The 25,431-nt window shown below is 69.3% G+C and carries 18 protein-coding genes and 2 pseudogenes; 4 read left to right on the top strand and 16 right to left on the bottom strand.

What is annotated here, in order from left to right; translation table 11 throughout:
- Nucleotide 1 precedes the first annotated feature (1 nt).
- Both ACFZDL_RS41660 and ACFZDL_RS41655 read right to left on the bottom strand, forming a co-directional pair.
- Nucleotides 2-1,825, bottom strand: a complete 1,824-nt coding sequence (locus ACFZDL_RS41660) for a PEP-utilizing enzyme (RefSeq protein WP_353595715.1) — start codon at nt 1,823-1,825, stop codon at nt 2-4.
- 93 nt (nt 1,826-1,918) lie between these two features.
- On the bottom strand, nt 1,919-2,998 hold the full coding sequence (locus ACFZDL_RS41655) for a PEP/pyruvate-binding domain-containing protein (protein WP_353595714.1): 1,080 nt from the start codon (nt 2,996-2,998) through the stop codon (nt 1,919-1,921).
- Between the two features lie 199 nt (nt 2,999-3,197).
- On the opposite strand from ACFZDL_RS41655, the pseudogene ACFZDL_RS41650 reads away from it, so the two are divergent.
- Nucleotides 3,198-3,322: pseudogene (locus tag ACFZDL_RS41650) on the top strand (cation:proton antiporter); the annotation flags it as partial.
- A 324-nt stretch (nt 3,323-3,646) separates the two neighbouring features.
- On the opposite strand, the gene ACFZDL_RS41645 reads toward ACFZDL_RS41650, so the two are convergent.
- The 10 genes from ACFZDL_RS41645 to ACFZDL_RS41600 form a co-directional block, all read right to left on the bottom strand.
- The gene (locus ACFZDL_RS41645; protein WP_353595713.1) at nt 3,647-6,751 is read right to left on the bottom strand and encodes an RICIN domain-containing protein; all 3,105 of its coding nucleotides are present in this window, start codon (nt 6,749-6,751) and stop codon (nt 3,647-3,649) included.
- A gap of 211 nt (nt 6,752-6,962) precedes the next feature.
- Nucleotides 6,963-7,961, bottom strand: a complete 999-nt coding sequence (locus ACFZDL_RS41640; protein WP_353595712.1) for an aldo/keto reductase — start codon at nt 7,959-7,961, stop codon at nt 6,963-6,965.
- A 47-nt stretch (nt 7,962-8,008) separates the two neighbouring features.
- Complete coding sequence (gene kduD, locus ACFZDL_RS41635; RefSeq protein ID WP_353595711.1) at nt 8,009-8,770, bottom strand: 2-dehydro-3-deoxy-D-gluconate 5-dehydrogenase KduD; 762 nt, start codon at nt 8,768-8,770, stop codon at nt 8,009-8,011.
- Nucleotides 8,767-9,837, bottom strand: a complete 1,071-nt coding sequence (locus ACFZDL_RS41630; protein ID WP_353595710.1) for an alcohol dehydrogenase catalytic domain-containing protein — start codon at nt 9,835-9,837, stop codon at nt 8,767-8,769. The genes kduD and ACFZDL_RS41630 overlap by 4 nt, the downstream gene beginning before the upstream one ends.
- Nucleotides 9,838-9,875: 38 nt before the next feature.
- Nucleotides 9,876-10,754, bottom strand: coding sequence for an amidohydrolase family protein (locus ACFZDL_RS41625; RefSeq protein ID WP_353595709.1), 879 nt, complete (start codon nt 10,752-10,754; stop codon nt 9,876-9,878).
- A gap of 37 nt (nt 10,755-10,791) precedes the next feature.
- Nucleotides 10,792-11,139, bottom strand: coding sequence for an L-rhamnose mutarotase (locus tag ACFZDL_RS41620; protein WP_353595708.1), 348 nt, complete (start codon nt 11,137-11,139; stop codon nt 10,792-10,794).
- Nucleotides 11,136-13,151 (bottom strand): hypothetical protein, encoded by a 2,016-nt coding sequence (locus ACFZDL_RS41615; protein ID WP_353595707.1) that lies wholly within the window; start codon nt 13,149-13,151, stop codon nt 11,136-11,138. The genes ACFZDL_RS41620 and ACFZDL_RS41615 overlap by 4 nt, the downstream gene beginning before the upstream one ends.
- A gap of 93 nt (nt 13,152-13,244) precedes the next feature.
- Nucleotides 13,245-14,123: a carbohydrate ABC transporter permease gene (locus tag ACFZDL_RS41610; protein WP_353595706.1), complete on the bottom strand. Its 879-nt coding sequence runs from the start codon at nt 14,121-14,123 to the stop codon at nt 13,245-13,247.
- Nucleotides 14,113-15,027: a sugar ABC transporter permease gene (locus ACFZDL_RS41605; protein ID WP_353595705.1), complete on the bottom strand. Its 915-nt coding sequence runs from the start codon at nt 15,025-15,027 to the stop codon at nt 14,113-14,115. Before ACFZDL_RS41605 ends, ACFZDL_RS41610 begins: the two co-directional genes overlap by 11 nt.
- Nucleotides 15,024-16,385: an extracellular solute-binding protein gene (locus ACFZDL_RS41600; protein WP_353595704.1), complete on the bottom strand. Its 1,362-nt coding sequence runs from the start codon at nt 16,383-16,385 to the stop codon at nt 15,024-15,026. The genes ACFZDL_RS41605 and ACFZDL_RS41600 overlap by 4 nt, the downstream gene beginning before the upstream one ends.
- 398 nt (nt 16,386-16,783) lie before the next feature.
- Between ACFZDL_RS41600 and ACFZDL_RS41595 the strand changes: the two genes are divergently transcribed.
- The 3 genes and pseudogenes from ACFZDL_RS41595 to ACFZDL_RS41585 all read left to right on the top strand — a co-directional run.
- Nucleotides 16,784-17,581 (top strand): FCD domain-containing protein, encoded by a 798-nt coding sequence (locus ACFZDL_RS41595; protein WP_353595703.1) that lies wholly within the window; start codon nt 16,784-16,786, stop codon nt 17,579-17,581.
- A gap of 379 nt (nt 17,582-17,960) precedes the next feature.
- Nucleotides 17,961-20,012, top strand: coding sequence for a family 43 glycosylhydrolase (locus ACFZDL_RS41590; RefSeq protein WP_353595702.1), 2,052 nt, complete (start codon nt 17,961-17,963; stop codon nt 20,010-20,012).
- A 196-nt stretch (nt 20,013-20,208) separates the two neighbouring features.
- Nucleotides 20,209-20,337 (top strand): annotated as a pseudogene (locus ACFZDL_RS41585) (IS5/IS1182 family transposase); the annotation flags it as partial.
- Between the two features lie 242 nt (nt 20,338-20,579).
- Here the strand turns inward: ACFZDL_RS41585 and ACFZDL_RS41580 are convergent.
- From ACFZDL_RS41580 to ACFZDL_RS41565, 4 genes are all read right to left on the bottom strand, one after another.
- Nucleotides 20,580-22,079 carry an alpha-N-arabinofuranosidase gene (locus ACFZDL_RS41580; RefSeq protein ID WP_353595701.1) on the bottom strand — a complete coding sequence of 500 codons (1,500 nt, stop codon included), beginning with the start codon at nt 22,077-22,079 and terminating at the stop codon, nt 20,580-20,582.
- 50 nt (nt 22,080-22,129) lie between these two features.
- Complete coding sequence (locus tag ACFZDL_RS41575; RefSeq protein WP_353595700.1) at nt 22,130-23,008, bottom strand: carbohydrate ABC transporter permease; 879 nt, start codon at nt 23,006-23,008, stop codon at nt 22,130-22,132.
- Entirely contained in the window at nt 23,005-23,985 is a 981-nt protein-coding gene (locus tag ACFZDL_RS41570) for a sugar ABC transporter permease (RefSeq protein WP_353595699.1), read from the bottom strand. The genes ACFZDL_RS41575 and ACFZDL_RS41570 overlap by 4 nt, the downstream gene beginning before the upstream one ends.
- A gap of 100 nt (nt 23,986-24,085) precedes the next feature.
- On the bottom strand, nt 24,086-25,390 hold the full coding sequence (locus tag ACFZDL_RS41565) for an extracellular solute-binding protein (protein WP_353595698.1): 1,305 nt from the start codon (nt 25,388-25,390) through the stop codon (nt 24,086-24,088).
- Between the last annotated feature and the right edge of the window lie 41 nt (nt 25,391-25,431).

Genomic DNA, 25,431 nt, shown 5'->3' with positions numbered 1-25,431 from the left:
GTCAGTCGAGAAGGGTGACCGTGCCGGCCGTGCCGTCCACACGGATGCGACGGCCGGACTTGATGCGGGTGGACGCCGAGCCCGTCCCGGTGACGGCGGGCAGGGAATACTCACGGCAGACGATGGCGGCGTGGGACATGACTCCCCCGATGTCGGTGACGGCCGCGCGGACCTTCCCGAAGGCCGGAACCCAGCTCGGCGCGGTGACCGGAGCGACCAGGATGTCGCCCTCCTGGAGGAGGTCCAGCTCGTCGGGGCTGCGGATCACCCGGGCCGTGCCGTCGGCGACGCCCGGCGAGGCGGCCATGCCGCTCAGGCCGCCCAGGTCACCCACGTCGCCCGGGGCTGCCAGCCACGACCGGACCCGCTCGCTGGTGATGCCCCACATCATGACGCTGAACGGCTCGGTGATGGCTCGCGGCGGCTCGTTCAGCGCCGGTTCCGGGTGCTGCCGTGCGAGCGCGGCCACGATCCGGCGTCGCCGTTCCACCTCCGCCGGCCAGTGACCGGGGCCGGCCGGCTCAACGCCGATCGCCCAGCTGGACGCGTGGTCGAACAGCGCGGTCCGGACTTCGTCACGCGTGAGGTAGAACATGTCGTTGGCCTCGGGCCAGAACCCCGCCCGGTGCAGCAGGGCGGACAGCTCCCTGGCCTTGCGCCAGAAGACGCCCAGCGTCCAGTGCTCGATGTAGAAGTTGTGGTTCTCCACATACGGGTAGACCTGGCGGGCGAGGCCCAGTTTCGCCTCGAAGTCGGCCCGTGCCGGGGAGTCGAGCAGCGCCGCGTACTCGCCGGTGATCCGCTCACGCTCGGCGGCGAGTTCGGCGAGGCGCCGGTCGATGGCCTCACCCCGCCGTAGGCGCAGGATGTAGTCGCGGACATACCCCAGGGGAAGCGAGGGAGTGTCCCTCCAGTACCGGTCGTCGCTGTAGAGGCCGTTGCCCGAGGTGAAGTTGAACCAGGGATCGCGGGCGGCGTTCCAGGCGTCGAGCCAGTCGCGGCCCCGCGGCTCGCGGCTGAGGGCGGTCAGGGTGTGCTCGCCGGGGTCGGGCAGGGTCAGTGCGCTGTCGACGCCCAGTTCGACAGCGAGCCTTGCCAGTTTCCTGAGCTCGTCGTCCGGGCGGAACAGCTCCATCTCCACGCCCGTGACCATCGCCGCGACGCCCTGATCCGGGATGTCCGGGAACTGTTGCTTGCAGAACTGGAAGAAGTCCAGATAGGCCGCGTAGCCGAGGTTCAGGAACTCGAAGTGGTATTGGCAGGCGCGGTGGCACAGGGCGAGGAGCCGGTCGTACCCGCCGAGCAGGGCATCGGCGGCGCCCAGGCCGGTCCCCGCTTCGATGTCCTCGTACGGCTGGATCTCCGGCAGTTCGCTGAAGCTGATCGACTCCAGTTCACGAATGGTGCCGAGGACCTTGCCCTTCCAGTTCTCCAGCAGCCTGTCCCAGTTCGCGTAGTAGTAGCCGGCGCGTTCCAGGAACTGCGGCACGCGGTCGGGGATGCGGCTTTCCGGCGCGGCCACCGGGCTCAGGTAGACGTAGCCCTGGTGGATGCGGAACATGACGCCGTACGCGGGCGGTACGGCGAAGTGCCGGGTGTTGAACTGGCCCAGGCCCTTGAACGCGAGCTCGGTGACGACCGTCTCGAACGGCTTGACCACGGTGGGCCAGTGCTGGCTGTCGCGGAACCAGAAGCGTTCCTCCTCGGCCGAGCGCCGCCAGGGCTGGAAGAGCATGTAGTACGGGTACAGCCGTTCCCACCCCTCCGCGGCCGCGGGGGAGGTCATCTCGTAGGGGCTCGGGAAGGCTGTGCGCGAGACCGCCATCTTGACGTGCTCCTTACAGGGCTCGCAGACGGGCGATGCCGACTCGGCGTGGACTGGTCTTTCGACGGCGGCCGAGCCGAGGGGGCATATCGGCTACCTCTCAGGGCGAAGGAGGGTGTCGAGGATGCTGGAGACGCCCGCGCCGTGGCCGGCCCGGGCAGGTGTCCTCGGCCGACTGCTCCAGACCGTCTCGGGCCGCGTCTGGAGCAGTCTCACGGTGGCGCCCGTATCCGTGGAGCCGTTCGGGTGCTTGTCGACGGCCCACTCGATGTCCTGCGGGCAGCCGTATTGCCGCTCGGCGGTCTTGGCCAGGCGGGCGATCTCCACGACCTCCCCCTGAGCCAGGCAGGGGACCTGCTGACGGCCCTCCTCGACTACCCGCCGTGCGAGCCCGTGCCCGTCGGGGGCGGGAACCAGTTCCTGGTGCTTCGGCGACACCGTCGTCCGCACCGTGCTGAGCAGTACCTTGTCCACCAGGTAGGCGTCCGGGGTCACCTCGCCGGACACCATGAGCTGCCCCAGTCCCCAGATCGCCTCCACCCGTATTTTCGAAGGGTCGCCGTCAGCCGGGTTGACGGTCACGGCGGCGCCGGAGGTACGGGCATCGACCATCTGCTGCACTGCGACCGCCATGCGCAGCCCCCTCTGCGGCAGCCCCCGGGCCACGCGGTAGATGATTGCGCGGTCGGTCCACAGGCTCGCCCAGCAACGCCGGACGGCCCCGAGCACGGCGTCGGCACCCCGGATCCACAGGAACGTGTCGTGCTGACCGGCGCAGCTCGCCTCGGTCAGGTCCTCCACTTCGGCGCTCGACCGGACGGCCACCGCGACATCCGGGCAGCCTACGGCCCGGCAGAGCTCCTCGTACGCCGCCGTCACCGCCGACGCGACCGGTGAGGGCACGGGCTGGTCCATCGCCATGCAGCGGATCTCGGCGCCGCGCGCCGCCACAGCACCCGGATCGGCGACGAGCCCGGCAAGGGCGTCGTCGACGGCCCGGCGCAACCCGCCGCGGTCGAGCAGCGCCTCGAAGGCATCCATGGTCACCACGAACCCGGGCGGCACCGGAGCACCGGCCCGGGTCATCACGATGAGCGCGGCGCACTTGCCGCCGAGCCTGCTCGTCCCGGCCTCGGCAGAGCTGTCGAACGCAAGAGTGTACGGAGAGTTCACGGGCCTCTCACTCCGCTGCCACGGACTTCACCGCATGGCCGCCAGGAGATTCCGGCCGTGCCTCGTTCCATGAAGGCACAGCCCCCTGAAGGTCAGCCTATGACGCCCAGTGCCCTCCCGCACCTGGCGGCCGCGCGGGTCATGGCGCCCGGCGTATGCGGCGGGTGCCGCGGGGCGGCCGGCGTCGGAACTGCGGGCGGCGCTGCGACGTAAGGTCGCGGACGGCGCCCACACCCTGTTCTCTCCACTGAGGGACCTGTTCGCCGCGATCTTCTTCGTCTTCTTCGGCCTGAACCCGACCCCGCCAGCATCCCCCCGGTCCTGCGCCACCCGCGCTCCGCGCGCAGCGCCGGCTCCTTCCCCCGCCGGGCGTCGTGGGCGTCGCCCTGCTCCGCGACCGCCTGCGCCGCAACCGCACGCACGACGCCGTCACCCCCCTCCTAAGGGCCTCTGACGGTTGAACCGCCGCCCGGCGGCCGGGGCCATCACCGTCCCCCGGCCGCCGGGCTCGCTGGCGTGACCCGGGGACGGTCGTGATCGACTGGGGCCGACAGACCGTGAACCCGAGGAGGTGCCGTGACGGCGGCGTCCGCCAACGGCCCCGGACCCGCCGGCGCACCGCACGCCGCGGGTCGCGGTGGCTGGGGGTCAGTCCACGTTCACCGCCCGCCACAGCTGGCTGTCGGCGTTCGTGTCCGTCGTCTGTACGAGCTGAGTGCCCGCCGTCGAGTTGGACACCGCGAGCAGCTTGCCGCTGTTCACATTCTTGATCTTGTAGTAGCCGTTTCCGTCGGCGACCAGCGTCCAGTGCTGGCTCGCACCGTTGTCGTCGGCCCGCTGGACGATGGTCGCGCCGTCCGCCTCCGACCCGTTGGTGACGTCCAGCAGCAGACCGCTGTTCTGGTTGACGATCTCGTAGCTGCCGTCACCCACCGCGACCCACCGCCAGCGCTGGTTCTGCGCTCCGGTGTCGTTCCACTGGATGACGTTCGCCCCGGCGGAGGTCGATCCGCCCGAGACGTCGATCGCCCTGCCGCCGTTCTTGTTGAGGACCTTGTAGAACGCGTTCTTCGCGGGGAAGGCGATGGAGGCGAACGCGTCCAGCGCGCACACGGTGTTGGAGGCCGACGCGTTCTTCGTGCCGGTGCACACGACCTTGATCGTGTGGGGTCCCGCGGCGAGGTCCGTCTTCTCGAACAGCACCACCTGCTTCGTCACGGTCGGGGCGTACGCGTCGATGCCCGCCTGTGCCAGGGTGCCGTCGATGTAGACGTCGACCTTGCCCATGTTCGGCTGCTTCATGCCGATATACCGAATGGCCGACCCGGTGAACGAGTACTGGACGGAGTCGCCCGCCCTGCTCGCGAACCTCTCGGACCCCTTGAAGTCCTGCGAGTCGTTCCAGTTCGACCAGCCGGTGGAGTAGGTGACGGGAGAGTCCTTGTCGTCGACGTAGGCCCAGCGCTGCCGTACGAGCGACTTTGACGCGGGCGAGGCGTCCCCCTGTGCGTCCACGACGTAGAGGCGGTAGTCGCCGACCGTCGGCGGGACACTGATGGCCGTCGCGGTGCCGGCGGCCTTCGTCATGGTGGGGCCGACGGCGAACGTCGTCGTACCGGAGGGAGCGAGCCACAGAGTCCTGGTCCCGTCACCGATGCTGCGGACGGGGACGGACGACACGCCCTTGCCGGTGAACGTGCTCGCGGGCAGCGCGTAGTCCTGCAGGGCCACTCTGCTGCTGGGGACGAGGTCCTTGTAGGCGTCCTCCAGGCCCGCGTTCACGGCGATGGCGTACGCCTGCGACGGCCACACGTTGTCCGCGTAGGCGCGCACGTCCTGGATGGTGCTGCCCGGGACGCTCTTGCTGAAGATCTTGTTGACGGTGCCGTAGGTGTCGGTGATCTTCAGGTCGTGCTGGCGGCCCCACGTGCCGGAGTGGATGGTGGACGTGAGGTCCTTGTCCACGTCGAGCACGTTGTCGTGGAAGTCGATGAAGGCGGAGCCCTCGTCGGGGTGGAGTCCGTACTTGTGGCCGGCCGGAACGCCCTGGATGTAGTTGTCGCTGATCTCGGTGCCCGGCTGCGCTCCCAGGGTGTAGATGGGGGCGGAGTCGCCGAGCGTCTGCATCGTGTCGACGATCTGGTTGTGGCGGATGGTGTTGTTCTTCGCCGTGGTGGTCGGCACGCCGGGTCGGATCGAGTTCTCCGATCCGTCGAAGTTCCACCACCCCCAGCCGAGGGTGATGCCCGCCCACGGGGACTTCTCGATCCGGTTGTGCTCCACGGTCAGGGAGTCCACGAAGTACGCCGACACGGGGCTGGAGCCCTGGAACAACACCGCGCTGTCGTAGAGGTAGTTGTTCGTGATCGAGATGTTCTTGCAGACCCCCTCGACGTTCACCGGGTACTTCTCGTTGTTGGTCGAGGTGTAGTCCCCGATGTACACGTGCTGGGGGTGCCCCACGGTGATCGCGGAGCCGGCTATGTCATTCGTGACGTTGCCGGTCAGCTGCGAGTCGGTCACGTCGTTGGCCATGGTGATTCCGTCGGCGCCCGTGTGCTGCACCGTGTTGCGCCGCAGGGTGATGCCGTCGGCGTTCTCGATCTGGATGATGCCCGGCGGCAGGTCGACGTTGCGGTAGGTGTAGGCGTGGAAGTTCTTCCTCGCGTACACGTTCGAGCTGGCGTTGCCCTGCGTTCCCTGCCGGAAGACGGAGCCCGCGACATTGACCAGGTTCCAGTCGGAGTGCTCGACCGTGAGCCCGGAGAACGTGATGTTCCGCGCGTGGTCGGTGGTCGACGTGCCGGCGATCTTGAGGAGGGTGGACACGTTGTTCGGTGCGAAGACCTTCGCCGTGGTCATGTCCTCGGAGCTGGACTTGTAGTAGTACAGCGTGTGATTCGTCTTGTCGAAGTAGAACTCGCCCGGCTGGTCCAGGAACTCGTACGCGTTCATGAACGTATGACTGCCGCCGGCTTTGAACGGGCCGTACGGCGGTGCCTGGGCGATGGCCGCACCCGGCTGCTGGAACAGGGCCACGCGGTTGGCACCGTCCGAGCTCGTGGTGATCTGCCGGACGCCCACGATGGCCGTGGTCCAGGTCGTGGCCGACTTGATCTCGACGTCGTCCTGGTTGGCGGCGACGGCGGGCAGGTCGGAGAGGCTGTACTTGGATCCGTCGCACTGCGACCCCGACTCCCAGGCCCAGGGGGCCTGGCCGGCCGTGACGGTGTAGGTCCCGTAGCATCCGGCCGAGTCGATCGTCTTCGAGGCCATCTGGGCACGCTTGCCGTTGACGTAGAGCGCGCGGAGCTTGTCGTCCCGGTTCAGCGAGGCCTTCCAGATGTTCCCGCTGTGCTGGGTCCAGCCGGTCACCGGGACGCCACCGTTCAGCACCGGCTTCTCGTCCTGGTAGGCGGCGTAGACGACACGGTGGCCGTTCGTCCCGGAGTCGGCCGACGTGAAGTCGATGGTGCTGCTCACGGGGTAGTTGCCGCCGCGCAGATAGACGTAGATGTCGCCGGTCATGTCGTCGTTGACGGTGCGTACGACGTCCCGCGCGTGCCGCAGGGTCTTGAACGGCGCGGAGATCGTCCCGGCGTTGGCGTCGTTGCCGTCGGGGGCGACGTAGTACGTCGCCTGGGTCGCGGCCGAGGCCGGGGTCGACAGCGTGAGGGAGGTCAGCGGCGTCGCGCAGAGGGCCATCGCCAGCACGGCCGACAGCCTGCGGACGGTGGAAGGGAAGGGCTTCATCGTCTGCCCCTCCTGCTGGATCCGTCGGTCGGGAAAGCGTTCATGCGGCGGCTCCGGCTGTGTTGTCGGTGCGGTTTCGCGGACAGGGAGACATTTCAGTGGCAGAAGCAGGGGTACGTGCTTCCCTCGCGACGGATGCGGCGGGGTCCGGGTAATCGGTCGGGTCGGTCGAGGGCGACTGGACGTGGGGCGCGCGTGCCCCTCAGCGGCATCAGGGGACACCGCCGACGGTGGTGGGGACGTCCTGCCTGATCAGCCCCCGGTCGCGGAGGTCGTCCCAGAGCGCCCGGGGTACGGCGCTCCGCTGGAGTGCCACGTTCTGTGTCACCTGTGCGCGGTCGCGCATGCCCAGCGTGACGTTGACGGTGCTGGGATGGGTGGTCGGGAAGGCGATGGCGGCGGCGGGAAGGCTGGTGCCGTGCTCCTCGCAGACCTCCGCGATCGCCCGTGCGCGGGCGACCAGTTCCGGTGGGGCGTCCCGGTAGTCGTACTTCATGCCTTCGGCGGGCCACGGACGTGAGAGCAGCCCGGAGTTGAAGACACCGACCGCGACGACGCTCTTGCCCGCTCCCCGCGCTGCGGGCAGCACGTCGTCCAGCGCCGACTGGTCGAGGAGGGTGTAGCGCCCGGCGAGCATGACGACGTCGGCGGCCGTCTCCCGCAGGAAACGGGCGAGCATGGCCGACTGGTTCATGCCGGCGCCGATGGCCCCCACGACCCCTTGGTCGCGCAGCTCCGCCAGAGCGGGCAGGGCCTCGTCGGCGGCCTGCCGCCAGTGGTCGTCGGGGTCGTGCACGTAGACGATGTCGAACCGGTCGAGGCCGGTACGGCGCAGGGAGTCCTCGATGGAGCGGAGCACGCCGTCCCGGCTGAAGTCCCACTGCCGGCGCAGGTCGTCCCGGACGACGAAGCCCTCACTGTCGACGCCCTGGGGACGCTCGTTGGGGACGAGGAGCCGGCCCACCTTGGAGGAGACGACGTACTCGTCCCGAGGACGCTGCCGCAGGGCCGCCCCGAGGCGCTGTTCGGAGAGCCCGAGGCCGTAGTGCGGCGCCGTGTCGAAGTACCGGATGCCCGCGTCCCAGGCCGCGTCCACGGCGGCCGACGCGTCGGCCGCCGAGGTGGTGCGGTACAGGTTGCCGATCACGGACGCGCCGAACCCGAGGGCGGTGAGTTCGACGGACGTGCGGGCGACGCTCCGGCGTCGCATGACGTCCCCCTCGTGGACGTGGACCGGCGCGGCGTCGGGGCCGCCACTCATCGGCCGAGCCATCCGCCGTCGACGGGCAGGGTGGTGCCGTGGATGTAGGCGGCGGCGTCGGAGGCGAGGAAGACGGTGGCGCCCGCGAGGTCGTCGGGGTCGCCCCAGCGTCCGGCGGGGATGCGGTCGAGGATGGCGTTGTTGCGGGTGGGGTCCTCGCGCAGGGCCTGGGTGTTGTCGGTGGCGATGTAGCCGGGGGCGATGGCGTTGACGTTGACGCCGTGGGGTGCCCATTCGTTGGCGAGGGCTTTGGTGAGTCCGGTGATGCCGTGTTTGGCGGCGGTGTAGCCGGGGACGGTGATGCCACCCTGGTAGCTGAGCAGGGAGGCGGTGAAGATGACCTTGCCGTGGCCGCGGGCGACCATGGTGGCGCCGACGGCGCGGGTGAGGGTGAACTGGGCGTTGAGGTTGACCTGGAGCACCAACTCCCAGTCGGCGTCGCTGTGCTGGGCGGCCGGGGCGCGGCGGATGGTGCCCGCGTTGTTGACGAGGATGTCCACGGGGCGTTCGCGTGCGGCGAGGTCGGCGCCGAGGGCGCGGACGGCGTCGGGGTCGGCGAAGTCGGCGCGGATGGCTTCGAAGGTGCGGCCTACGGCGGTGACGTCCTTCTCCACGTCGCTGCCGGACTCCTCCAGGGAGGCGCTCACTCCGATGATGTCGGCTCCGGCGGCGGCGAGGGCGCGGGCCATGGCCCGGCCGATACCGCGGCGGGCTCCGGTGACGACGGCGAGTTTCCCGGTGAGGTCGAAGGGGGTCATGCGGTGGCTCCATGGGCGTGGTCGCTGTCGTCGTGGTCGGTGGTGTTGTCGGTGCAGTCGAGGAGGATCTTCATCACGTCGCCGCCGCCCTCCAGCGCCGCGAACGCGGCGGGTGCCTGGGTGAGGGGGACGACCTTGCTGATCAGCCGGTCGGCGGGGATGGTGCCGTCGGCGACCAGGGCGACGGCCTTCTCGAAGTCGGAGCGGTCGTACAGGCGGGCGCCGACGAGGGTGAGTTCGCGCCAGAAGAAGCGGTGCAGGTTCACCGCGCGGGGCCGGGGGTGGATGGCGACCAGGCACAGCCGCCCCCGCACCCCGAGGACTTCCACGGCGGTGTCCACACCACCGGCCGCACCGGACACCTCGAACGCGACGTCGGCGCCCGCGTCGCCGGTCCACGCGCCGACCAGGGCGCCGATGTCGTCGGCGGCCGGATCCCACGTGGCCAGCCCCAACTCCTCGGCCAGCAAACGCCGGTGGGCGCTCAGCTCCACCACCCGCACCTCGGCCCCGGCAGCCTGCGTGACCAGCGCGATCAGCACCCCGACCGGCCCGCCGCCGACGACCACGACCTTCTCGCCCTCAGTGACCTGCGCCCGGCCGACGTCGTGGACGGCCACCGCGGTGGGCTCCACGAGCGCCGCCCGGTCCAGTGCGAGTGATTCCGGCAGGCGGATCAGGGTGGAGGCGGGTACGGTCCAGCGCTGCTGCATGGCGCCGGGAGAGTCGATGCCGATGAAGTCGAGGTGCTGGCAGACGTGTTGGTGACCGGCCCGGCAGGCGGGGCAGGTGCCGTCCCAGCGCAGCGGCATCACGGTCACCGCGTCGCCGGGCGCCCAGTCCTCCACGCCCGGACCGACCCGGAGGATCCGGCCGGACATCTCGTGCCCGAGGACGGCGGGCGTGGCGACCCGGGCGTCCATGTCGCCGTGGAAGATGTGCAGGTCGGTGCCGCAGATACCGACGTAGGCGGGGGCGAGCTCCACCTCTCCGGGGCCCGGCTCCACGCTCGGTGCGGGAGCGGTGTCCAGGGTGCGGGCGGCCGTGTAGTGGACGGCGAGTGTCATCGTTTTCTCCAAAGTCCTCTCGGCACGAGCGCCGTACGTCAGCCGCGGCCTGGGAGGCGGTAGAAGGCGGTCGCGGTGCCGGCGAGGAGCGCGTGGATCTCGCTCTCCGCGCAGTCGGTGAGCAGTTCGTCCACGGTGGCGGCCCAGCGGTTCCAGCCGCCCGCGAGGTTGGCGACCGGCCAGTCGGAGCCGAACATCAGCCGGTCCGGGCCGAAGGACGTGAGCAGGACGTCCCAGACCGGGCGGATGTCAGAGGTGGTCCAACTGTCGTGGTCGGCCTCGGTGATGAGTCCCGACAGCTTGCAGACCACGTGCTGGTGCGCGGCCAGCCGCCGCACCTGCTCTCGCCACTTGGCGAGTTCGCGCCCGGCGATGTCCGGCTTGCCCGCGTGGTTCAGCACCTGGGGCAGGTCGGGGAAGCGCTCGGCCAGCCGGATCGCCTGGTCGAACTGGTGGCTTCGGACCAGGACGTCGTAGGAGAGCCCGCGGTCCCTCGCCGCCGCCAACCCTCGTTCGACATCAGGGCGTTGCAGCCAGGCCGGGTCCGTCTCGCCCTGGACGAGGTGGCGCAGGGAACGCAGATAGGTGCCGCCCGGTCCGGCGAGCAGTCGGTCGAGCGTCTCGCCGATCGCAGGCGATGTGAGGTCCGCCCAGCCGACCACCGCCTCGATCAGCGGCTCCCGCTCCGCGAGGGCGAGCAGGTCCTCCGTCTCGGGCACCTCCGGCATGCACTGCACGGCCACCGTGCCGTGGAGGTGACGGCCCGCGACGGGGCGGGTCGCGGTGGAACGCAGGTCGTCGGGGGTGAGGGTGCGGCGGATCGATGTCAGGTCGGGTTCGTCGAGCCAGGGCTGCGGGCGCCGTTCGAGGTCCCACAGATGGTGGTGCGCGTCGATGAGAACGGGGGCGGAGGTCATGGCGGTTCCAAGTCGGGTCGGTCCGGCGCGGTCCGTGTCAGACGGTGGCGTCCTCGCCGGGCGGGTCGAGGTGCCAGATCTCGGTCAGTTCCGTCCACTGGCGGGAGTCGCCCCGGTCGGGCCAGGGGTCCTGGCAGGGGTCGGTGAGCTTCCACCACTCCCGGGTCTCGGCGTCGGCTTCCAGGACGGCCATGTCGGCCTCGAAGTCGTCGCCGTGGTACTCGAGGAAGGCGAACAGCACGTCGCCGTGGAGGAAGATGCTGTAGTTGCGGATGTTCGCCCGGTGCAGGGCGGCTTCCACGCCGGGCCAGACGGCCGCGTGGAGTCGCAGGTACTCCTCCCGGTGCTCGGGGCGGAGCCTGATGGTCTGCGCGATGCGCTTCATGCGCGTTCTCCTTCCGTGCCCTGGGAGGGCGGGCCCGCCGGGGTGTCGAACGGGGTGCGGTAGCTGGGGGTGCGGGAGCGCAGCTGGAGGCGCAGGGTGAGCCGGATACGGGTGGAGGCGGGCAGCCGGACGGTCAGGAAGGCGCCGGCGCAGTCCTGCTCAGCCTCGGTGACGACCGGCTCGGTGTGGCCGTAGTCGTACATGTCGCCGATCCAGCCGTCGTCCCGGCAGGTGGTGTACCGGACGGCCGTGATGGTGTGCTCGGCGAAGGCGCCGCCCTGGACGATCACCGTGCGGTCTGCCTCGGGGGAAAGATTCACCAGTTCGACGGTGGTCGCCTCCGGGTCGATGGAGGTGACCAGCGCGGCCACATCCGGCGGCAGTCCGGCGCGGCGGGCGTCGGCATCGTGGTAGCGCAGCCGGGCCTGCTGCAGGCCGCCGTTGTACAGCACCTGGGGGCCGCCCCAGGTCAGCTGGACGAGGGCTTCGGTGACCACGGGGTTGGACTGCTGCCACACATGGATGTCGGCCTCGGGCACGTCCAGGTCGCGATAGCGGTCGATGCGGCGCAGCCGGTGGCGGACCTGGGCCTGGGCGGCGGCGAGGATCCGCTCGGGGTAGCCGGGGTCGTCGCCGGCGAGGAACGCGAACCACGCCTTCTCGTGTCCGGACTCCTCCTTGGCCCGGAACGGCCGCACGGTGCGCCAGTCGATGCCGTCGGCCTCGCGCAGCCGCTCCAGCCGGGCGCGGTCGGCGTCGGAGGCCGTGTGGTGCCACAGGGCCACCGGCACGGGCGGGGTGAGCGGGTTGTAGTCGAACCAGCCCGAGTCGTTGTGCCGGAACGGAAGGTGCGGTGTCGGGGTGTGGATGTCGGGGCCGAGTTCGACCACCCACTTCGAGGGGAGGCTGGAGTCCGCCTCGGTGTGGGGCATCACCCTGGCGTGACCGATGAGGGTGTCGAGCGAGGTCGCGACCATGGAGAGGTAGTCGTCGTCCCCGGTGGCCGTGGCCGCAGCGAGCGCCGCCACACAGGCCGCGTGACCCACGCTGTGCCAGCCGTGCGGCCAGGACCAGCCGTAGTGGCCGCCGTACCAGCGGCCCTCCAGCAGGCTGCCCACGACACCGTCCGGCCCCGCGTTGTCCGGGACGAGGCCACCGTTGGCACGGGTGCGCTCGCGCCACGCGCCCACGTACTCGACGATCCAGTCGCGGTAGCGGTCCTCGCCGGACAGGATCCACGCGTTGAGCACCAGCCCGGCCGCGGCGAGGTTGACCGCGGTGTCGCCGACACCCATCCGGTCCCGCATCTGCGCGCCGAGCCGCGGATCCGCGGAGAGCGGGTACGGGCCGCCCTCCGCCTCGGGGATCCACTCCAGCGGGAAGCCGTACGTCTCCGCTTCCTTCGGCAGCCAGGGGTACACGTTGCCGTCGAACAGGCCCGTGCGGTCGGGGTCGCTGCCGTTGTGCGGGCGGGTGATGACACGGTGCTCGGGGTCGTAGTTCCCCTTGGCCGGGTCGACGTACAGCTCGGCGAAGCGCAGCGCCCGTTCGGACCAGCGGTCGGGGGCGGCCATGCACAGGAAGTAGAGCAGCAGCAGGCTCTCGCCCTGGTGGAACCAGTCGTAGCCGCGCTCGAACTCGTCGTGCAGCATGCCGAGTTCGGTGAGCTGCCGGGTCACGCCCTCCCAGTGCTTCTCGCCGGCGGGCAGCAGATCGTCCGCGCCGCCGAGGAGGTACAGCTGGGGCCAGTTGAAGAACACCTCGTAGAAGTCGTCCGCACCGTCGCGGGTGGTCAGCGACCCGGTGTAGTTCAGCCGCCCGTCCGGGCCGGTGAAGTCGCGGGCGAAGCGCCGCCAGGCGTGGTCCAGCAGGTCGAACAGGGCCCGCTGGGCCACGGCCCAGCCAGGTGGTTCGAGCAGCGGCACCCCCGCCCGGATCTCCGGTGGCGGAACCGGGGGGCCGGAGGGCGGGGTGTCCCCACCCGAGGTGGGGCCGGAAGAAGTGAAGGGCATGGGACGGAGCTCCGTTCGGGGGGTGCTCGCCGGGGACGACGGTCGGGCGGATGACGCCGGATCGGGCATCAGGGTCGGGACGGCAGGCCGGGCCTACTCCTTGGTGGCGCCGGCGAGCATCCCGCTGACCAGGAAGCGCTGGGCGAAGAGGAAGACGATCAGTACGGGTGTGATGGCCACGAGCGTCGCCAGGGCCAGCTGCGGCCGCTGGATCGCGAGGGTGCCGACGGCCGGATTGAAGGACGGCACATTGCTGAGCAGGGTCCCGACCCCCACCTGGATGGGCATCTGGCTGCTCTCGGGAAGCATCACGTAGGGCAGGAAGTAGTTGGTCCAGTTGGCGACGAAGCTGAAGAACCCGACGAGCGCGACGACCGGTGTGGCCAGCGGCAGCGCGACGTGCCGGAAGACGCCGAACTCCGAGCAGCCGTCCATGCGTGCCGCCGCCAGCAGATCCTTCGGTACCGCGGTGGTGAAGTAGATGTACGTCAGATACACGCCGAACGGGTAGAACGAGTACGGCAGGATGATCGACCACATCGTGCCGATCAGATGCACCGCGTTGATCTCCAGGAACAGCGGCACCACCAGCGTGGCGGTCGGCATGAGCATCACGACCAGGGTCGAGACGAGCAGGGTGTGCCGTCCGCGGAACTCGGTCATGGCCAGCGCGTAGCCCGCCGGGATGGCCACGCAGAGCGTGATGACCAGCGAGATCAGGGCGTACAACGTCGAGTTGCCGAGCCACTGCAGGACGGCGTTGTCCTGGAAGGCGGTGAGGGCGTCCCAGTTGGCCTTGAGGGTGTGCCAGGAGCCGAAGGAGAGCGGGTTGCCGTGGACGAGTTGCTGATCGGTCTTGGTCGCCGCGAGGACGAGCCACAGCACCGGCAGCACGAAGAACACCAGGAAGACGAGCAGGACGGAGCCGGTCAGCAGACGGGGCACGAGGCGGCGCGGGGAACTAGTCGGCATCGAAGAACCCCGACCGTGCGACGAAGACGGCGGCGGCCGACACACTGACGACCAGGAGCTCCACCGAGACCGCGGCGGCTCCGTTGACGTTGTTCATCTGGAAGGCGAAGTCGAACGTCAGCTGGTTCAGCGAGTAGTCCCGTCCGGCCACCCCCACACTGGCGAGGGACAGCAACTGCGGCTCCACGAAGAGCTGCGCACCGCCCGCGAAGGCCAGGATCATCATGTACACGATCCACTTGCGGAGCATGGGGATCTGGATGTGCCAGGCGGTCTGCCAGGCGCCCGCGCCGTCGATGCGCGCGGCTTCCATGACGTCGGTGGGGATGTTGTTGAGCGCGCCGTACATGACGACGATCCAGCCACCCGCGCCGGTCCAGAACGCGATGACCGTGAACAGCAGCGGCAGGTTGCCGGGCGCGATCACCTCGCCGAAGGTGTCGAACCCCAGCATGCTCAGGAGCGAACTGACCGGGCTCACCGTCGGGTCGAGCATGAACAGCCACACCAGCACACTCGCGGCGCCGGCGAGCGCTCCGGGGATGTAGAAGAGGAAGCGCAGTGACTTGCTGAGGGAGCCCGAGGCGAGGCGGTGCAGCAGCAGCGCCAGGCTCACCACGAACACCACGAGGGAGACCAGCCAGAACAGCAGGTACAGCGCGACATGGCCGACGGCGTCCATGAAGCGGAAGTCCTGTGCGGTGGTGACGAAGTTGCTGAAGCCGGTGAAGGTGCCCCCGGCGTCGGTGAACGCGAAGTAGACGGCGTACCCGGTCGGCAGGATGCCGAACGCGATCAGGAGCAGCACGTAGGCCGCGACGAAGGCGATGCCGGCCCGGCTCTGCCGGTTGGTGCCGCGGGGGCGCCGATGGGCGGAGCCGGACGGGGAGTGGCTGACGGTCACTGCTCGACCTTGTATCCGTTGGACTTGGCGTACTTGACGATGGAGTCCTGCCAGGCCGGCAGCATCGACTCGACGGTCTTGCCCTGGGTCAGCCCCGGCTTGACGGTGGCCGCCCAGATCGCCTCCTGGCTGAACTGGCCCGAGCCCCAGCCCGGCCACACCTGGGAGGAGGCGGCGGAGAGCGCGCTCAGGTCGCCGGCGAAGTAGCCGGAGGCGTCCTGCTCCTTCAGCCATGCCTCGGCCGCCGGCGCGTAGGCCGGGAAGCCGGGCGCCTTCTCCCCCTGGTAGGCGTTGTCGGTGGTGACCCACGTCAGGAAGTCGGTGGCCGCCTTGATGTGGGTGGAGTGCTGGGACAGCAGCCAGGTGCCGCCGCCGACGTTGCCGGTGGACGGCGCGTTGTCGCCCTGCCACTGCGGTATGGGCGCCACCGCGATCTGCTTGGCGGGGACCTTGAGGGTGTCCTTGAAGACCGCGCCGCCGAACCAGGCCGGGCCCGGCATGAGCAGGACCTTGTCGGCCTGGTTCTTGCCGAAGTCGGTGCTGAAGACGCCGCTGATGGACATGGACTTGTTCTTGATCAGTACGTCCAGGAGCTTGGCCATCCTGGTGCAGGCCTCGCTGGTGGTGTTCACCGACACGGACTTGGGGCCGGTGATGTGGTTGGCGCCGCACTTGCTCGCCCACAGATAGATCTCGGGGGCGAAGGAGTCACCCGCGTCACCGACGAGATAGCCCGGATGCTCCTTGGCCACCTTCGTGCCGAGCTTCTGGTACTCCTCCCACGTCGTCGGCACCGTGTAGCCGAACTTCTTCATCAGCGGGGCGTTGTACCAGAGCACCGCCTGGGAGAGGTCGTTGCGCAGACAGTAGACGGTGCCGTCGACCGTGCAGACGTCGTTGGCCCCCTTGGCGAACTTCCCCAGGGTCGCCTCGGGGATCAGGCCCTTGTTGAGCGGAGCGGCGAAGCCCGCGTCGACCGCCCAGGAGGTCTCGTTGTTCTGGGAGCTGAACACGACGTCCGGCCAGCCCTTGCCGGTGCGGTTGAACAACTGGACCTTCGTCTGGAGGTAGTTGGACCCGTTGGCGTCGCCGTCATAGCTGACGATGTCCAGCTTCACCTTTGGGTGCAGCTTCTGGTACAGCTTCACGGCGTCCATCCGGGTCGCGTCCACCCAGACGGTCAACGCCCCGTCCTTCTGGGGTACCTGGGCGAAGCCGTCCTTGGTGGTCGTACCGGCGGTGCCGCCGCCACAGGCCGTCACGGCCAGCAGCACCGTGACCGCGCACCCGGCCAGCGATGCCGCTCGCTTCCTGCCGAGGGCTCTCTTCGGGCCGGACGAGGACTGGTTGACGGTCATGAGTGACTCCACTGGGTGTGCGGGTGCCCCGAGCAGATGGGGCAGGCGGCGCGAGCGGGTGGGCGAGTGGCGCGAGCCGGGACGACGCCGGGCCGGCCCGGAAGGACGACGGAGACGGAAGAGGCGGCTGTGCTGCGATCGGCGTGGAAAGAAATTAGCCGCCTTATCGAGTGGTACGTCAAGGGTGCGTGCAACGTTCCCTTGCTGGATTTCCTGCGGCGGGCGAGCATTTGCGCCCCCTATGCCCGATAAAGGCCATTTTATACACTCGAATGGCCATGGCCCTCGCCATGGACCTTGGTCAGAATGAGTACGACTTATATCTTCTGTGCGCTACGATGATGTCGACTCCACCGTGATCAGTCGCGTGGGCAGAAGTCACCCGGGAGGCAGCGCAGATGGACGACACGCCAGCGATCGAAGTGGCCCTGCCGGTCCAGGCACCTCCTGCCGCGCTCGCGGGGGTGGACGGCCCGGACGAGCGGCGTGACTACCGTCCCGGGTATGAGATCGTGGCGGAGCGGATCCTCGCGTACATCGCCGAGGAGCGACTGGCGCCGGGTGACCGGCTGCCCACGGAGATCGACCTCGCCCGGACGCTGGACACCAGCAGGGCGGTGGTGCGGGAAGCCGTCAAGATCCTTTCGGCGCTGGGTCGGGTACGGGCACACAAGGGGCGGGGTCTGTTCGTCGCGGACGACGAAGGCATGCTCATCACCAGCCGGTGGGGAGGCTTCTTCCGCCCCGTCGACATCGATCACGTACTGATGCTGTTCGAGTTCCGCAGGGTCCAGGAGATGGCCGCCAGTAGTCTGGCGGCCACCCGCGCCACCCCCTCGGAGCTGCGCACCATCGAAGTCGCCACGGAGCAGTGCCGGCACGGGTTCGTCCACGGCCAGATCGACGTGTTCAACCAGGCGGACGAGGACTTTCACACGGCCGTGTCGGCGGCCTCGCACAACACGTTCCTCGTCAGCGCGGTGCGGGACGCGCGACGCCTGCAGCGCCAGTCCAGCGCCATCGGTATCCACGACTCGTTCGGGGAGAACACCGAGGCGGCCGTCGAGGAGCACGAGGCGATCTACCGGGCCATCCGTGACGGCCGCCCCGAGGAAGCGGCGCAGGCCACCGCGGCACACCTCGACCGAACCCTGGAGGACTACCGGCGCGAGATCCAGCGCCGTCTGTTCGGCTGACGCCGCCCGTCGGCGCGCCGTGCGCGTCCTGTCCCGGCCGCCGCACGTCTCGGAAAAGCGCTGACGATCCGTTGACTTCTGTACGGCCGGGACTCTAACTTCGGCGTCGATCGGTTCGACAAGCCGATAGCCGTTCGATATATCGACAACCGTCGTTCCCTCCTCGGTCCTCGCGTGTCCCAAAGGACCCGTTGCCCAGGCGTCCGGGGGTGTGCCTTCGTCATGCCGCCACCCCCGCACAGCACGGGTGAGGGGCGTCAGCCCGCTGGGACGCGGCACGCACGACGCGAAGGCCGTGTCCCTTCCACGTTCTCCCTCTCTCCCCGCAGTGTCCACCCACCGCCCCCGCACCTGATGACCTCCAGCCAAGGACTGCATCGTGGACCTCACCAGAAGACAACTCGGCCGGCTCGCCGCGGTCGGTACCGGCGCCCTCCTGCTCCCGGGCCTGCTCCCGTCGAGCGTGGCGGCGGCAGACTCGTTTCCGGCCGGCACCTGGGGTGACCAGGGCGACGGCACCTACGCCAACCCGATCGTCCCGGCCGACCTCAGCGACTGGGACTGCATCCGGGTCGGCTCCGACTACTACGGCATCACCAGCACGTTCGGGTACTCACCCGGCATGGCCGTCCTGCACTCGAAGGACCTGGTCAACTGGCGCCCGATCGGCGGCTCGGTCGACGACGTCACCCGCATCGGACCGGAGCTGAACTGGGACCGGATGAACCGCTACGGCCGTGGCGTGTGGGCCGGGGCCATCCGTTTCCACGCGGGGCGGTACTGGGTGTACTTCAACACGCCCGACGAGGGCTTCTTCATGACGTCGGCCCCGTCGCCGACCGGGCCCTGGGAGCCGTTGCACTCGATGTGGCGGACCTCCGGCTGGAACGACGTGTGCCCGTTCTGGGACGACGACGGCCAGGGCTACCTGGTCACCACGCACTACTCGGACAACTACAAGATCCACCTGTACAAGCTGTCCGCGGACGGCAAGTCGCTGGTCGGTCCGGCCCCGGTGATCCACCAGTCGTCGCGCAGCGAGGCCAGCAAGCTGTACAAGATCGACGGTGTCTACTACCACCTGTTCAGCGAGGTGAAGCCCGAGGGCCGGGTCCTCATGATGAACCGCGGCTCCAGCCTCTACGGCCCCTTCGAGACCCGGCAGCTGCTGCACGTCAACACCTCGGTCGACCGCGAGCCCAACCAGGGCGGGCTGGTGCAGACCCCGGGCGGCGACTGGTACTTCGTGACCCACCACGGCCACGGCGGCTGGGAGGGGCGCGTGCTGTCCCTGCTGCCGGTGACCTGGGTGGACGGCTGGCCGATCATCGGCACGGTGGGCTCGGACGGCATCGGCACCATGGCGTGGACGGGCCAGTTGCCCGCCGCCGGCACCCCCGGCCTCCCCGTCGACGCGCTGCCCGCCGTCGTGACCAGCGACTCGTTCACCGACACCCGCCTCAAGCCGCAGTGGGAGTGGTACTACCAACCCCGCGCGGACAAGTGGTCGTTGACCGAACGCCCCGGCTATCTGCGGCTGAAGGCGTTCGCACCGCTGGCCGGGGACAACCTGATGAAGGTGGGCAACACCCTCACCCAACGAGTGCTGCGCACCGCGGGCGGCGCCACGGTGACCGTCCGCCTCGAACTGGCCGGCCTCGCCGACGGCCAGCACGCCGGGCTGTGCCACTACGCCGCCACCTACGCCGGACTGGGTGTCCGACGCACTGGGACCACCACCACGATCGAGCACAACGCCGGCGCCACCCTGACCAGCGGCGCGGCCATCACGCAGAACGCCGTGTGGCTGCGCACCACGTGGGACGTGAACGGGGTCAGCCGCTTCTCCTACAGCCTCGACGGGAGCACGTTCACCCAGGTCGGGGGCACCTACCAGCTCACCTGGGGCGGCTACCGCGGCGACCGGATCGGCCTGTACACCTACAACCCGGGCGGCACCGGTTACATCGACGTGGACTCGGTGCAGTACACCATCGCCCCCGCGCGGACGTACACATGCGTCAGCGTGCGCAGCGGCAAGGTGGCCGAAGTCTCCGGTGGGTCCGGCGCGGACGGCGCCGCCGTGATCCAGTGGACCGACAACGGCGCGACGAACCAGCAGTGGGCCTTCCAGTCCACGGCCGACGGCTACCACACCATCACCTGCGTCCACAGCGGCAAGGTGCTCGACGTGGCCGGATCCTCCACGGCGGACGGCGCGCGGGTCATACAGGCGACCCTCGACGGCCGGGCCAGCCAGCAGTGGCAGCTGCGCCCGCTGCCCGGCGGTGTGTTCCAGGTGGTCAACCGCAACAGCGGCAAGGTGCTCGACGTCAGCTCCGGCAGCACGGCCGACGGCGCCGCGCTGATCCAGTACGCCGACAGGGGCAGCACCAACCAGCAGTGGAGGTTCCGCCGGGCCACCGGCTAGCGCGTGCCTCTTTAATGGGTTGGTCGGTTGATCGGGTGTGTCCGTCCGATGAGTGATCAGCGATGCGATGTGGGACCGGATCGAGCCGCTGATGCCGGCGGATCCGGTCCGCGGGCGGCGATGGGCCGACCACCGACGTCCTCCGGGCCCACCAGCACGCTGCCGGAGCACTCAAAAAGGGGCGGTCCACTTCCATGAGCCCGCCGATCACGCGCTCGGACGCTCCCGCGGCGGGCTGAGCACGAAGGTCCACCTGGCCGCAGACGGCCGTGCACGGCCCCTCGCCTTCGCCCTCACCGCAGGCCAGGCAGGTGACGCACCGCATCCGCGTGCCCCGAAACGGGCCGGGCAGACCACGGGCCCGACCAGGAGCAGGCGGACACGGACGGCGAGCAGTCGTCGCGGCTCAGACGGGACATCAGACGGGACAGAGGAGAGCATCCTCCCAGCGGTCCCCGGCCACTCGGGCCCGTGCTTGGGGATCCGGCCGCCTTACGGCAGTGCGGTGGTGCGCGGGGCGGGCCGGCGCTGGGCAGAACCAGGCCCGCCGTCATGTCGTCGCGGCACTCAGCCCAGCGCGATTGCGGTCCACGACACCGGCGGCAGCTCGATGCTGAGCAGCCCGTCGGACAGGATCGCGCTCGGGTTCGCGTGCGGGGTCACGCGGTTCTGCTCGGTGAGTGTGTTCTTCGCATACGCATCCGGGTCGGCGAGTGTGACCGCCTCCAGAACCCGCGAGGAGCCAAGGCTGCGCACATCGACCGTGACCTGAGTGGCCTGCGTAAGCCCGCGGTTGACGAGGAAGACCGCGGCCCGGTCCTCGTCGACGGTCGCGACGGCGTCGACGACAGACGCCTCGCCATGGCGTTCCGTCGTGTAGGTCGGCGCCTCGACAACGGGCCGGATCACCTCACCGGCGGCAAGCCGGCTGGTGATCGAGAACGGGTAGAAGGTCGTCTGCCGCCAGGCAGGGCCCCCGGGCTCGGTCATGATCGGCGCGATCACGTTGACCAGTTGCGCGAGCGAGGCCGACGTGACGCGGTCGCTGTGCTTGAGCAGCGTCATCAGCAGGTTGCCGACGACGACGGCGTCCGCCACCGAGTAGACGTCCTCCAGCTGCCGGGGGGCGTGCCGCCACTCGTCGTTGACCTCGTCGGACTCATGGAACTCCTTTTGGTACCAGACGTTCCACTCGTCGAACGAGATGTTGATCTTCTTCTTGGAGCGCTTCTTGTACCCCACGTGGTCGGCGGTCGCGACGACGGTGTCGATGAAGTAGTCCATGTCGGTCGCCGAGGCGAGGAAGGAGCCGAGGTCGCCGTCGAGCTCCTGGTAGTAGGCGTGGCAGGAGACGTAGTCGACGTGGTCGTAGGTGTGCTCGAGCACCGTGCGCTCCCAGTCGCCGAAGGTCGGCATCCAGGAGCCGGAGGAGCCGCAGACCACGAGTTCGAGGTCCTTGTCGGCCATCTTCATCGCGCCGGCGGTACGGGCGGCGAGCTTGCCGTAGTCGTCGGCCGACAGGAAGCCGGTCTGCCACGGCCCGTCCATCTCATTGCCGAGGCACCACATGCGCACGTTGTGCGGCTCCGGCGTGCCGTTGGCGATACGCAGGTCCGACAGCGCCGTACCGGAGGGGTGGTTGGCGTACTCGAGCAGGTCCAGGGCGGGCTGGATGCCCCGCGTGCCGAGGTTCACCGCGAGCATCAGCTCGGAGTCGGTGAGCTTGAGCCAGCGGGCGAACTCGTCCAGGCCGACCTGGTTCGACTCCAGCGAGTGCCAGGCGAGGTCGCGGCGCACCGGCCGCTTGTCGCGGGGGCCGATCGAGTCCTCCCAGCGGAAGCCGGAGACGAAGTTGCCGCCCGGGTAGCGGATGGTCGTGCTGCCGAGCTCCCTGACGAGCGCGACGACGTCCATACGGAACCCTTCGTCGTTCGCGCTCGGGTGTTCCGGCTCGTAGAGCCCGGTGTACACGCAACGGCCGAGGTGTTCGACGAACGAGCCGAAGGTGCGGCGTCGGACAGGAGCGATGACGGCCTGCTTGTCGAGAACGATGTGGGCGCGGGGCAATGCAGTGGTCCTTTGCAGTTCAGGATGGGGGTGGTGGGGCAGCGAACGCGCTACTTGACGGAGCCTGCGGTCAGGCCCTTGCGCCAGAACCGCTGGAGACTGATGAAGGCGATGAGCAGGGGGATCAGCGACAGGAACGCACCGGTGATCGGCAGCAGCGGCGGCACGCCGTTGGCGAACTCCGCGCGCCACTGCACCAGGCCCACCGTGACGGGCTGTAGCGAGGGGGTGTTGAGCATGAGCGAGGGCAGCAGGTAGTTGTTCCAGATGCCGACGAACTGGAACAGGAAGACGGTCACCAGCGCCGGGGACATCAGCGGCAGGACGATCCGGAAGAAGGTGCGCTGTTCGCCTGCTCCGTCGAGCCGTGCGGCCTCCAGCAGTTCGTCCGGGACGGACGCCGCGGCGAAGATCCGGCACAGGTAGACGCCGAACGGGCTGACACAGCTGGGCAGCAGCACCGACCAGTAGGAGTTGGTGATGTCGAGCTTGGCCATGAGCAGGAACAACGGCAGGGCGAACATCGGCGCCGGAATGAGCACCGAGGCGAGGATGACGTTGAACACGCTTTCACGGCCGCGGAAGGTGAACTTGGACAGCGCGTAGCCGGCCATCGCGGACAGCAGGGTACCGACGGTGGCGCCGACGAGGCTGTACAGCGCGCTGTTGGCGAGCCAGGTGGAGAAGATGCCGTCCTCGAAGGTGAACACGTTTTTGATGTTGGTGACCAGGTCGAAGTGGGAGAACCACAGGGGCGTACCGGTGTACATGTAGCCCGAGGCCTTGGTCGAGGAGACGAACAGCCACCACAGCGGGATGAGCGTGTACAGGGCCATCAGGCCCAGCACGCCGTTGACGACGGCCTTGCTCGCGATCTCGGGGCCGCGGCGGGCCGGTCGGGTCGGTCGGACGGCCGGGATCACGCTCATGCCATCGCTCCCTTGCGCTGGTTGTACTTGAGGAATCCGAACGAGAGCACGAGGGTGATCAGCGCGAGCACGACGGACTCGGCGGCGGCCAGGTTCTGGCCGCCCACGTCCATGCCCAGGGTCGTGTTCATGATCGGGGAGAACTTCGGGTCGACGCCCGGGATGCGCGCGCCGACCAGCACCGCCGGCTCGGTGTACAGCTGCGCCGTTCCGATGATGGAGAAGACCGTGGTCAGCACCAGCGCGGGGCGCACCAGCGGGATCTTCACCGCCCACGCCAGGCGCCATCCGGTGCAGCCGTCGAGCGCGGCGGCCTCCGTCACCTCGGCGGGGATCGTCTGCAGCGCGGAGTAGATGATCAGCATGTTGTAGCCGGTCCAGCCCCACGTGATCATGTTCCCGATGGAGACCGGAACCCACGACGGCGACAGGAAGTCGGTGTGGATCCCGAGGTGGGACAGCGGTCCGGTGAACGGCGAGAGGTCTTTCACCAGGAGGAAGGACCACATCACCGCGGCGATCGCACCCGGCAGCGCGTAGGGCAGGAAGAACGTGAGCCGGTAGGTCTTCCGCAGCCGGGCCGAGCGGGAGTCCAGCAGGAGCGCGAGCAGGAGGGCCAGGCCGAGCATGACCGGGACCTGGACGCAGCCCAGCAGCACGACCCGGACGATCGACGCCATGAAGTCGTGATCGCGGAAGGCGTCGGCGTAGTTGGACAGTCCCGCGAACTCCGTGGTCTGCGCTCCGCCGAACAGCCCTGCGCGATGGACGGTGAAGAAGCTCTGGTAGATCGCGTAACAGATGGGCAGGACCATCATGGACAGGAAGAGCACCGCGAACGGCGCCAGGAAACCCGTCGCGGTGAGCGCGCTGCGGCGGCCGGTGCGCCGCCGCCGACCGGAGGGGGAGACGCGGCGGGTGGCCGCGGGCGCCGGTCGCGGTGGTGACGCGGTCCGGGTGCTGCTGGGACTGCTCATGGAAACCTCGCTGGGCGGTTCGTCGTCAGGGAGCGGATCCCCGCGGCGCCGGACATGGGCGGCCGCGGGAATCCATCGGGGCGGCGGCAGTCCCGCTGCCTCAGTTGGTCACCGACAGTCCGAGCTTCTTGATCGCGGCGACCGTGGAGGTCTGCACCTTGGTGACCGCGTCCGGCAGGGTGCCCTTGCCGATGGCTCCGGCGAAGTCCGTCGTGACCTGCTGGAAGGTCGGGCCGTTGGTCCAGGTGCTGGGTACCTGCGCGGCGGAGGTCTTGTACACGTCACCCACCTTCTGGCCGCCGAAGTACGGGTCACCCCCCGTGAGTGACGGGTCGTCCTGTCCGGCCTTCGACGCCGGGTACAGCCCGCCTTCGATGCCCGCCTTCACGGCCTGCGGGTCACTGGACAGAAAATCGGCGAACTGCACTGCTTCGCGGGGCGTCTTGCACCCGGTCATCACCGAGGTGGCCGAGCCGCCGCTGCTGGCGCTCTTGCCGTCGCCGGCCTTCCAGGTCGGCATCGGGGCGACCCTCCACTTGCCGGACAGGGCCTTCAGGTCCGACTTCAGACCGCCGGCGGACCAGGCCGCGCCGACGAACGTCAGCACCTTGCCCGCTTCGGAGGCCTTGTTGAACTGCGGGTCCCAGGCGTTGCCGGTCTTCGACACCAGACCCTTGTCCTTCAGGTCCTGCCAGTAGGAGGCGACCTTGCGGGTGCCGGGGTTGTCGATGCTGACGGTCCAGCTGTCGCCCTTGGCCGAGTACCAGGACTTGCCGGTCTGCAGGGTGAAGGCCGCCATACCGTTGGCGTCGCCGAGCATGGTGCCGAACTTCACATCGGGGTCGGCGGCGGTGACCTTCTCGGCGGCGGCCTTGTACTCGGCCCAGGTGGCCGGCGGCTTGGTGATGCCGTACTTGGCGAACAGGTCCTTGCGGTAGAAGAGGACCATCGGGCCGACGTCCACCGGAACCCCGTAGATCTTGCCGCCGACGCTGGAGGAGGAGACGGCCGACGGGACGTACTTGTCCATGCCGTCGCTCGCGTACTGCGTGATGTCCATGACCGAGTTCTTCACGAGCATCGACGGGATGGCCTGGTACTCGATCTGGGCCAGACACGGGCCCTTGCCGGCGGTGAGCGCGTTGCTGATCTGGGTGTAGCCGCCCGCGGGGCCCGACGGGATCTTCTTGAAGGTGACCTTGATGTCGGGGTGGGCGGCGTTCCACTGGTCGACGATCTTCTCGTACTTGGCCCAGCCCCAGAACTCCATCTTCACCGGCCCGCTGTGGCCCGATCCCTCGGCGGAGTCGTTCTTGTCATTGCTGCACGCGCCGACGCCGAAGGCGACGGCCGTCGCGGTGGCGAGCGCCAGGAGCCTGCGGGTGCGTATGGTGGTGCGGTCCATGTGAGGGAAACCCTTCGTGACGGGGACTGACTTGCTGGACT

Origin of the sequence: Streptomyces sp. NPDC007917, from assembly GCF_042959105.1 — a bacterium.
GTDB lineage: Bacteria > Actinomycetota > Actinomycetes > Streptomycetales > Streptomycetaceae > Streptomyces.
The sequence above is the reverse complement of the archived record's forward strand: the minus strand, read 5'-3'. Positions and strand labels throughout refer to the sequence as shown.

Excerpts from the sequence above, each read along its gene's own strand:
- ACFZDL_RS41660 (WP_353595715.1), bottom strand. The coding sequence starts at position 1,825 with ATGGCGGTCTCGCGCACAGCCTTCCCGAGCCCCTACGAGATGACCTCC.
- ACFZDL_RS41645 (WP_353595713.1), bottom strand. The coding sequence starts at position 6,751 with ATGAAGCCCTTCCCTTCCACCGTCCGCAGGCTGTCGGCCGTGCTGGCG.
- ACFZDL_RS41640 (WP_353595712.1), bottom strand. The coding sequence starts at position 7,961 with ATGCGACGCCGGAGCGTCGCCCGCACGTCCGTCGAACTCACCGCCCTC.
- kduD (WP_353595711.1), bottom strand. The coding sequence starts at position 8,770 with ATGACCCCCTTCGACCTCACCGGGAAACTCGCCGTCGTCACCGGAGCC.
- ACFZDL_RS41630 (WP_353595710.1), bottom strand. The coding sequence starts at position 9,837 with ATGACACTCGCCGTCCACTACACGGCCGCCCGCACCCTGGACACCGCT.
- ACFZDL_RS41625 (WP_353595709.1), bottom strand. The coding sequence starts at position 10,754 with ATGACCTCCGCCCCCGTTCTCATCGACGCGCACCACCATCTGTGGGAC.
- ACFZDL_RS41620 (WP_353595708.1), bottom strand. The coding sequence starts at position 11,139 with ATGAAGCGCATCGCGCAGACCATCAGGCTCCGCCCCGAGCACCGGGAG.
- ACFZDL_RS41615 (WP_353595707.1), bottom strand. The coding sequence starts at position 13,151 with ATGCCCTTCACTTCTTCCGGCCCCACCTCGGGTGGGGACACCCCGCCC.
- ACFZDL_RS41610 (WP_353595706.1), bottom strand. The coding sequence starts at position 14,123 with ATGCCGACTAGTTCCCCGCGCCGCCTCGTGCCCCGTCTGCTGACCGGC.
- ACFZDL_RS41600 (WP_353595704.1), bottom strand. The coding sequence starts at position 16,385 with ATGACCGTCAACCAGTCCTCGTCCGGCCCGAAGAGAGCCCTCGGCAGG.
- ACFZDL_RS41595 (WP_353595703.1), top strand. The coding sequence starts at position 16,784 with ATGGACGACACGCCAGCGATCGAAGTGGCCCTGCCGGTCCAGGCACCT.
- ACFZDL_RS41575 (WP_353595700.1), bottom strand. The coding sequence starts at position 23,008 with ATGAGCGTGATCCCGGCCGTCCGACCGACCCGACCGGCCCGCCGCGGC.
- ACFZDL_RS41570 (WP_353595699.1), bottom strand. The coding sequence starts at position 23,985 with ATGAGCAGTCCCAGCAGCACCCGGACCGCGTCACCACCGCGACCGGCG.
- ACFZDL_RS41565 (WP_353595698.1), bottom strand. The coding sequence starts at position 25,390 with ATGGACCGCACCACCATACGCACCCGCAGGCTCCTGGCGCTCGCCACC.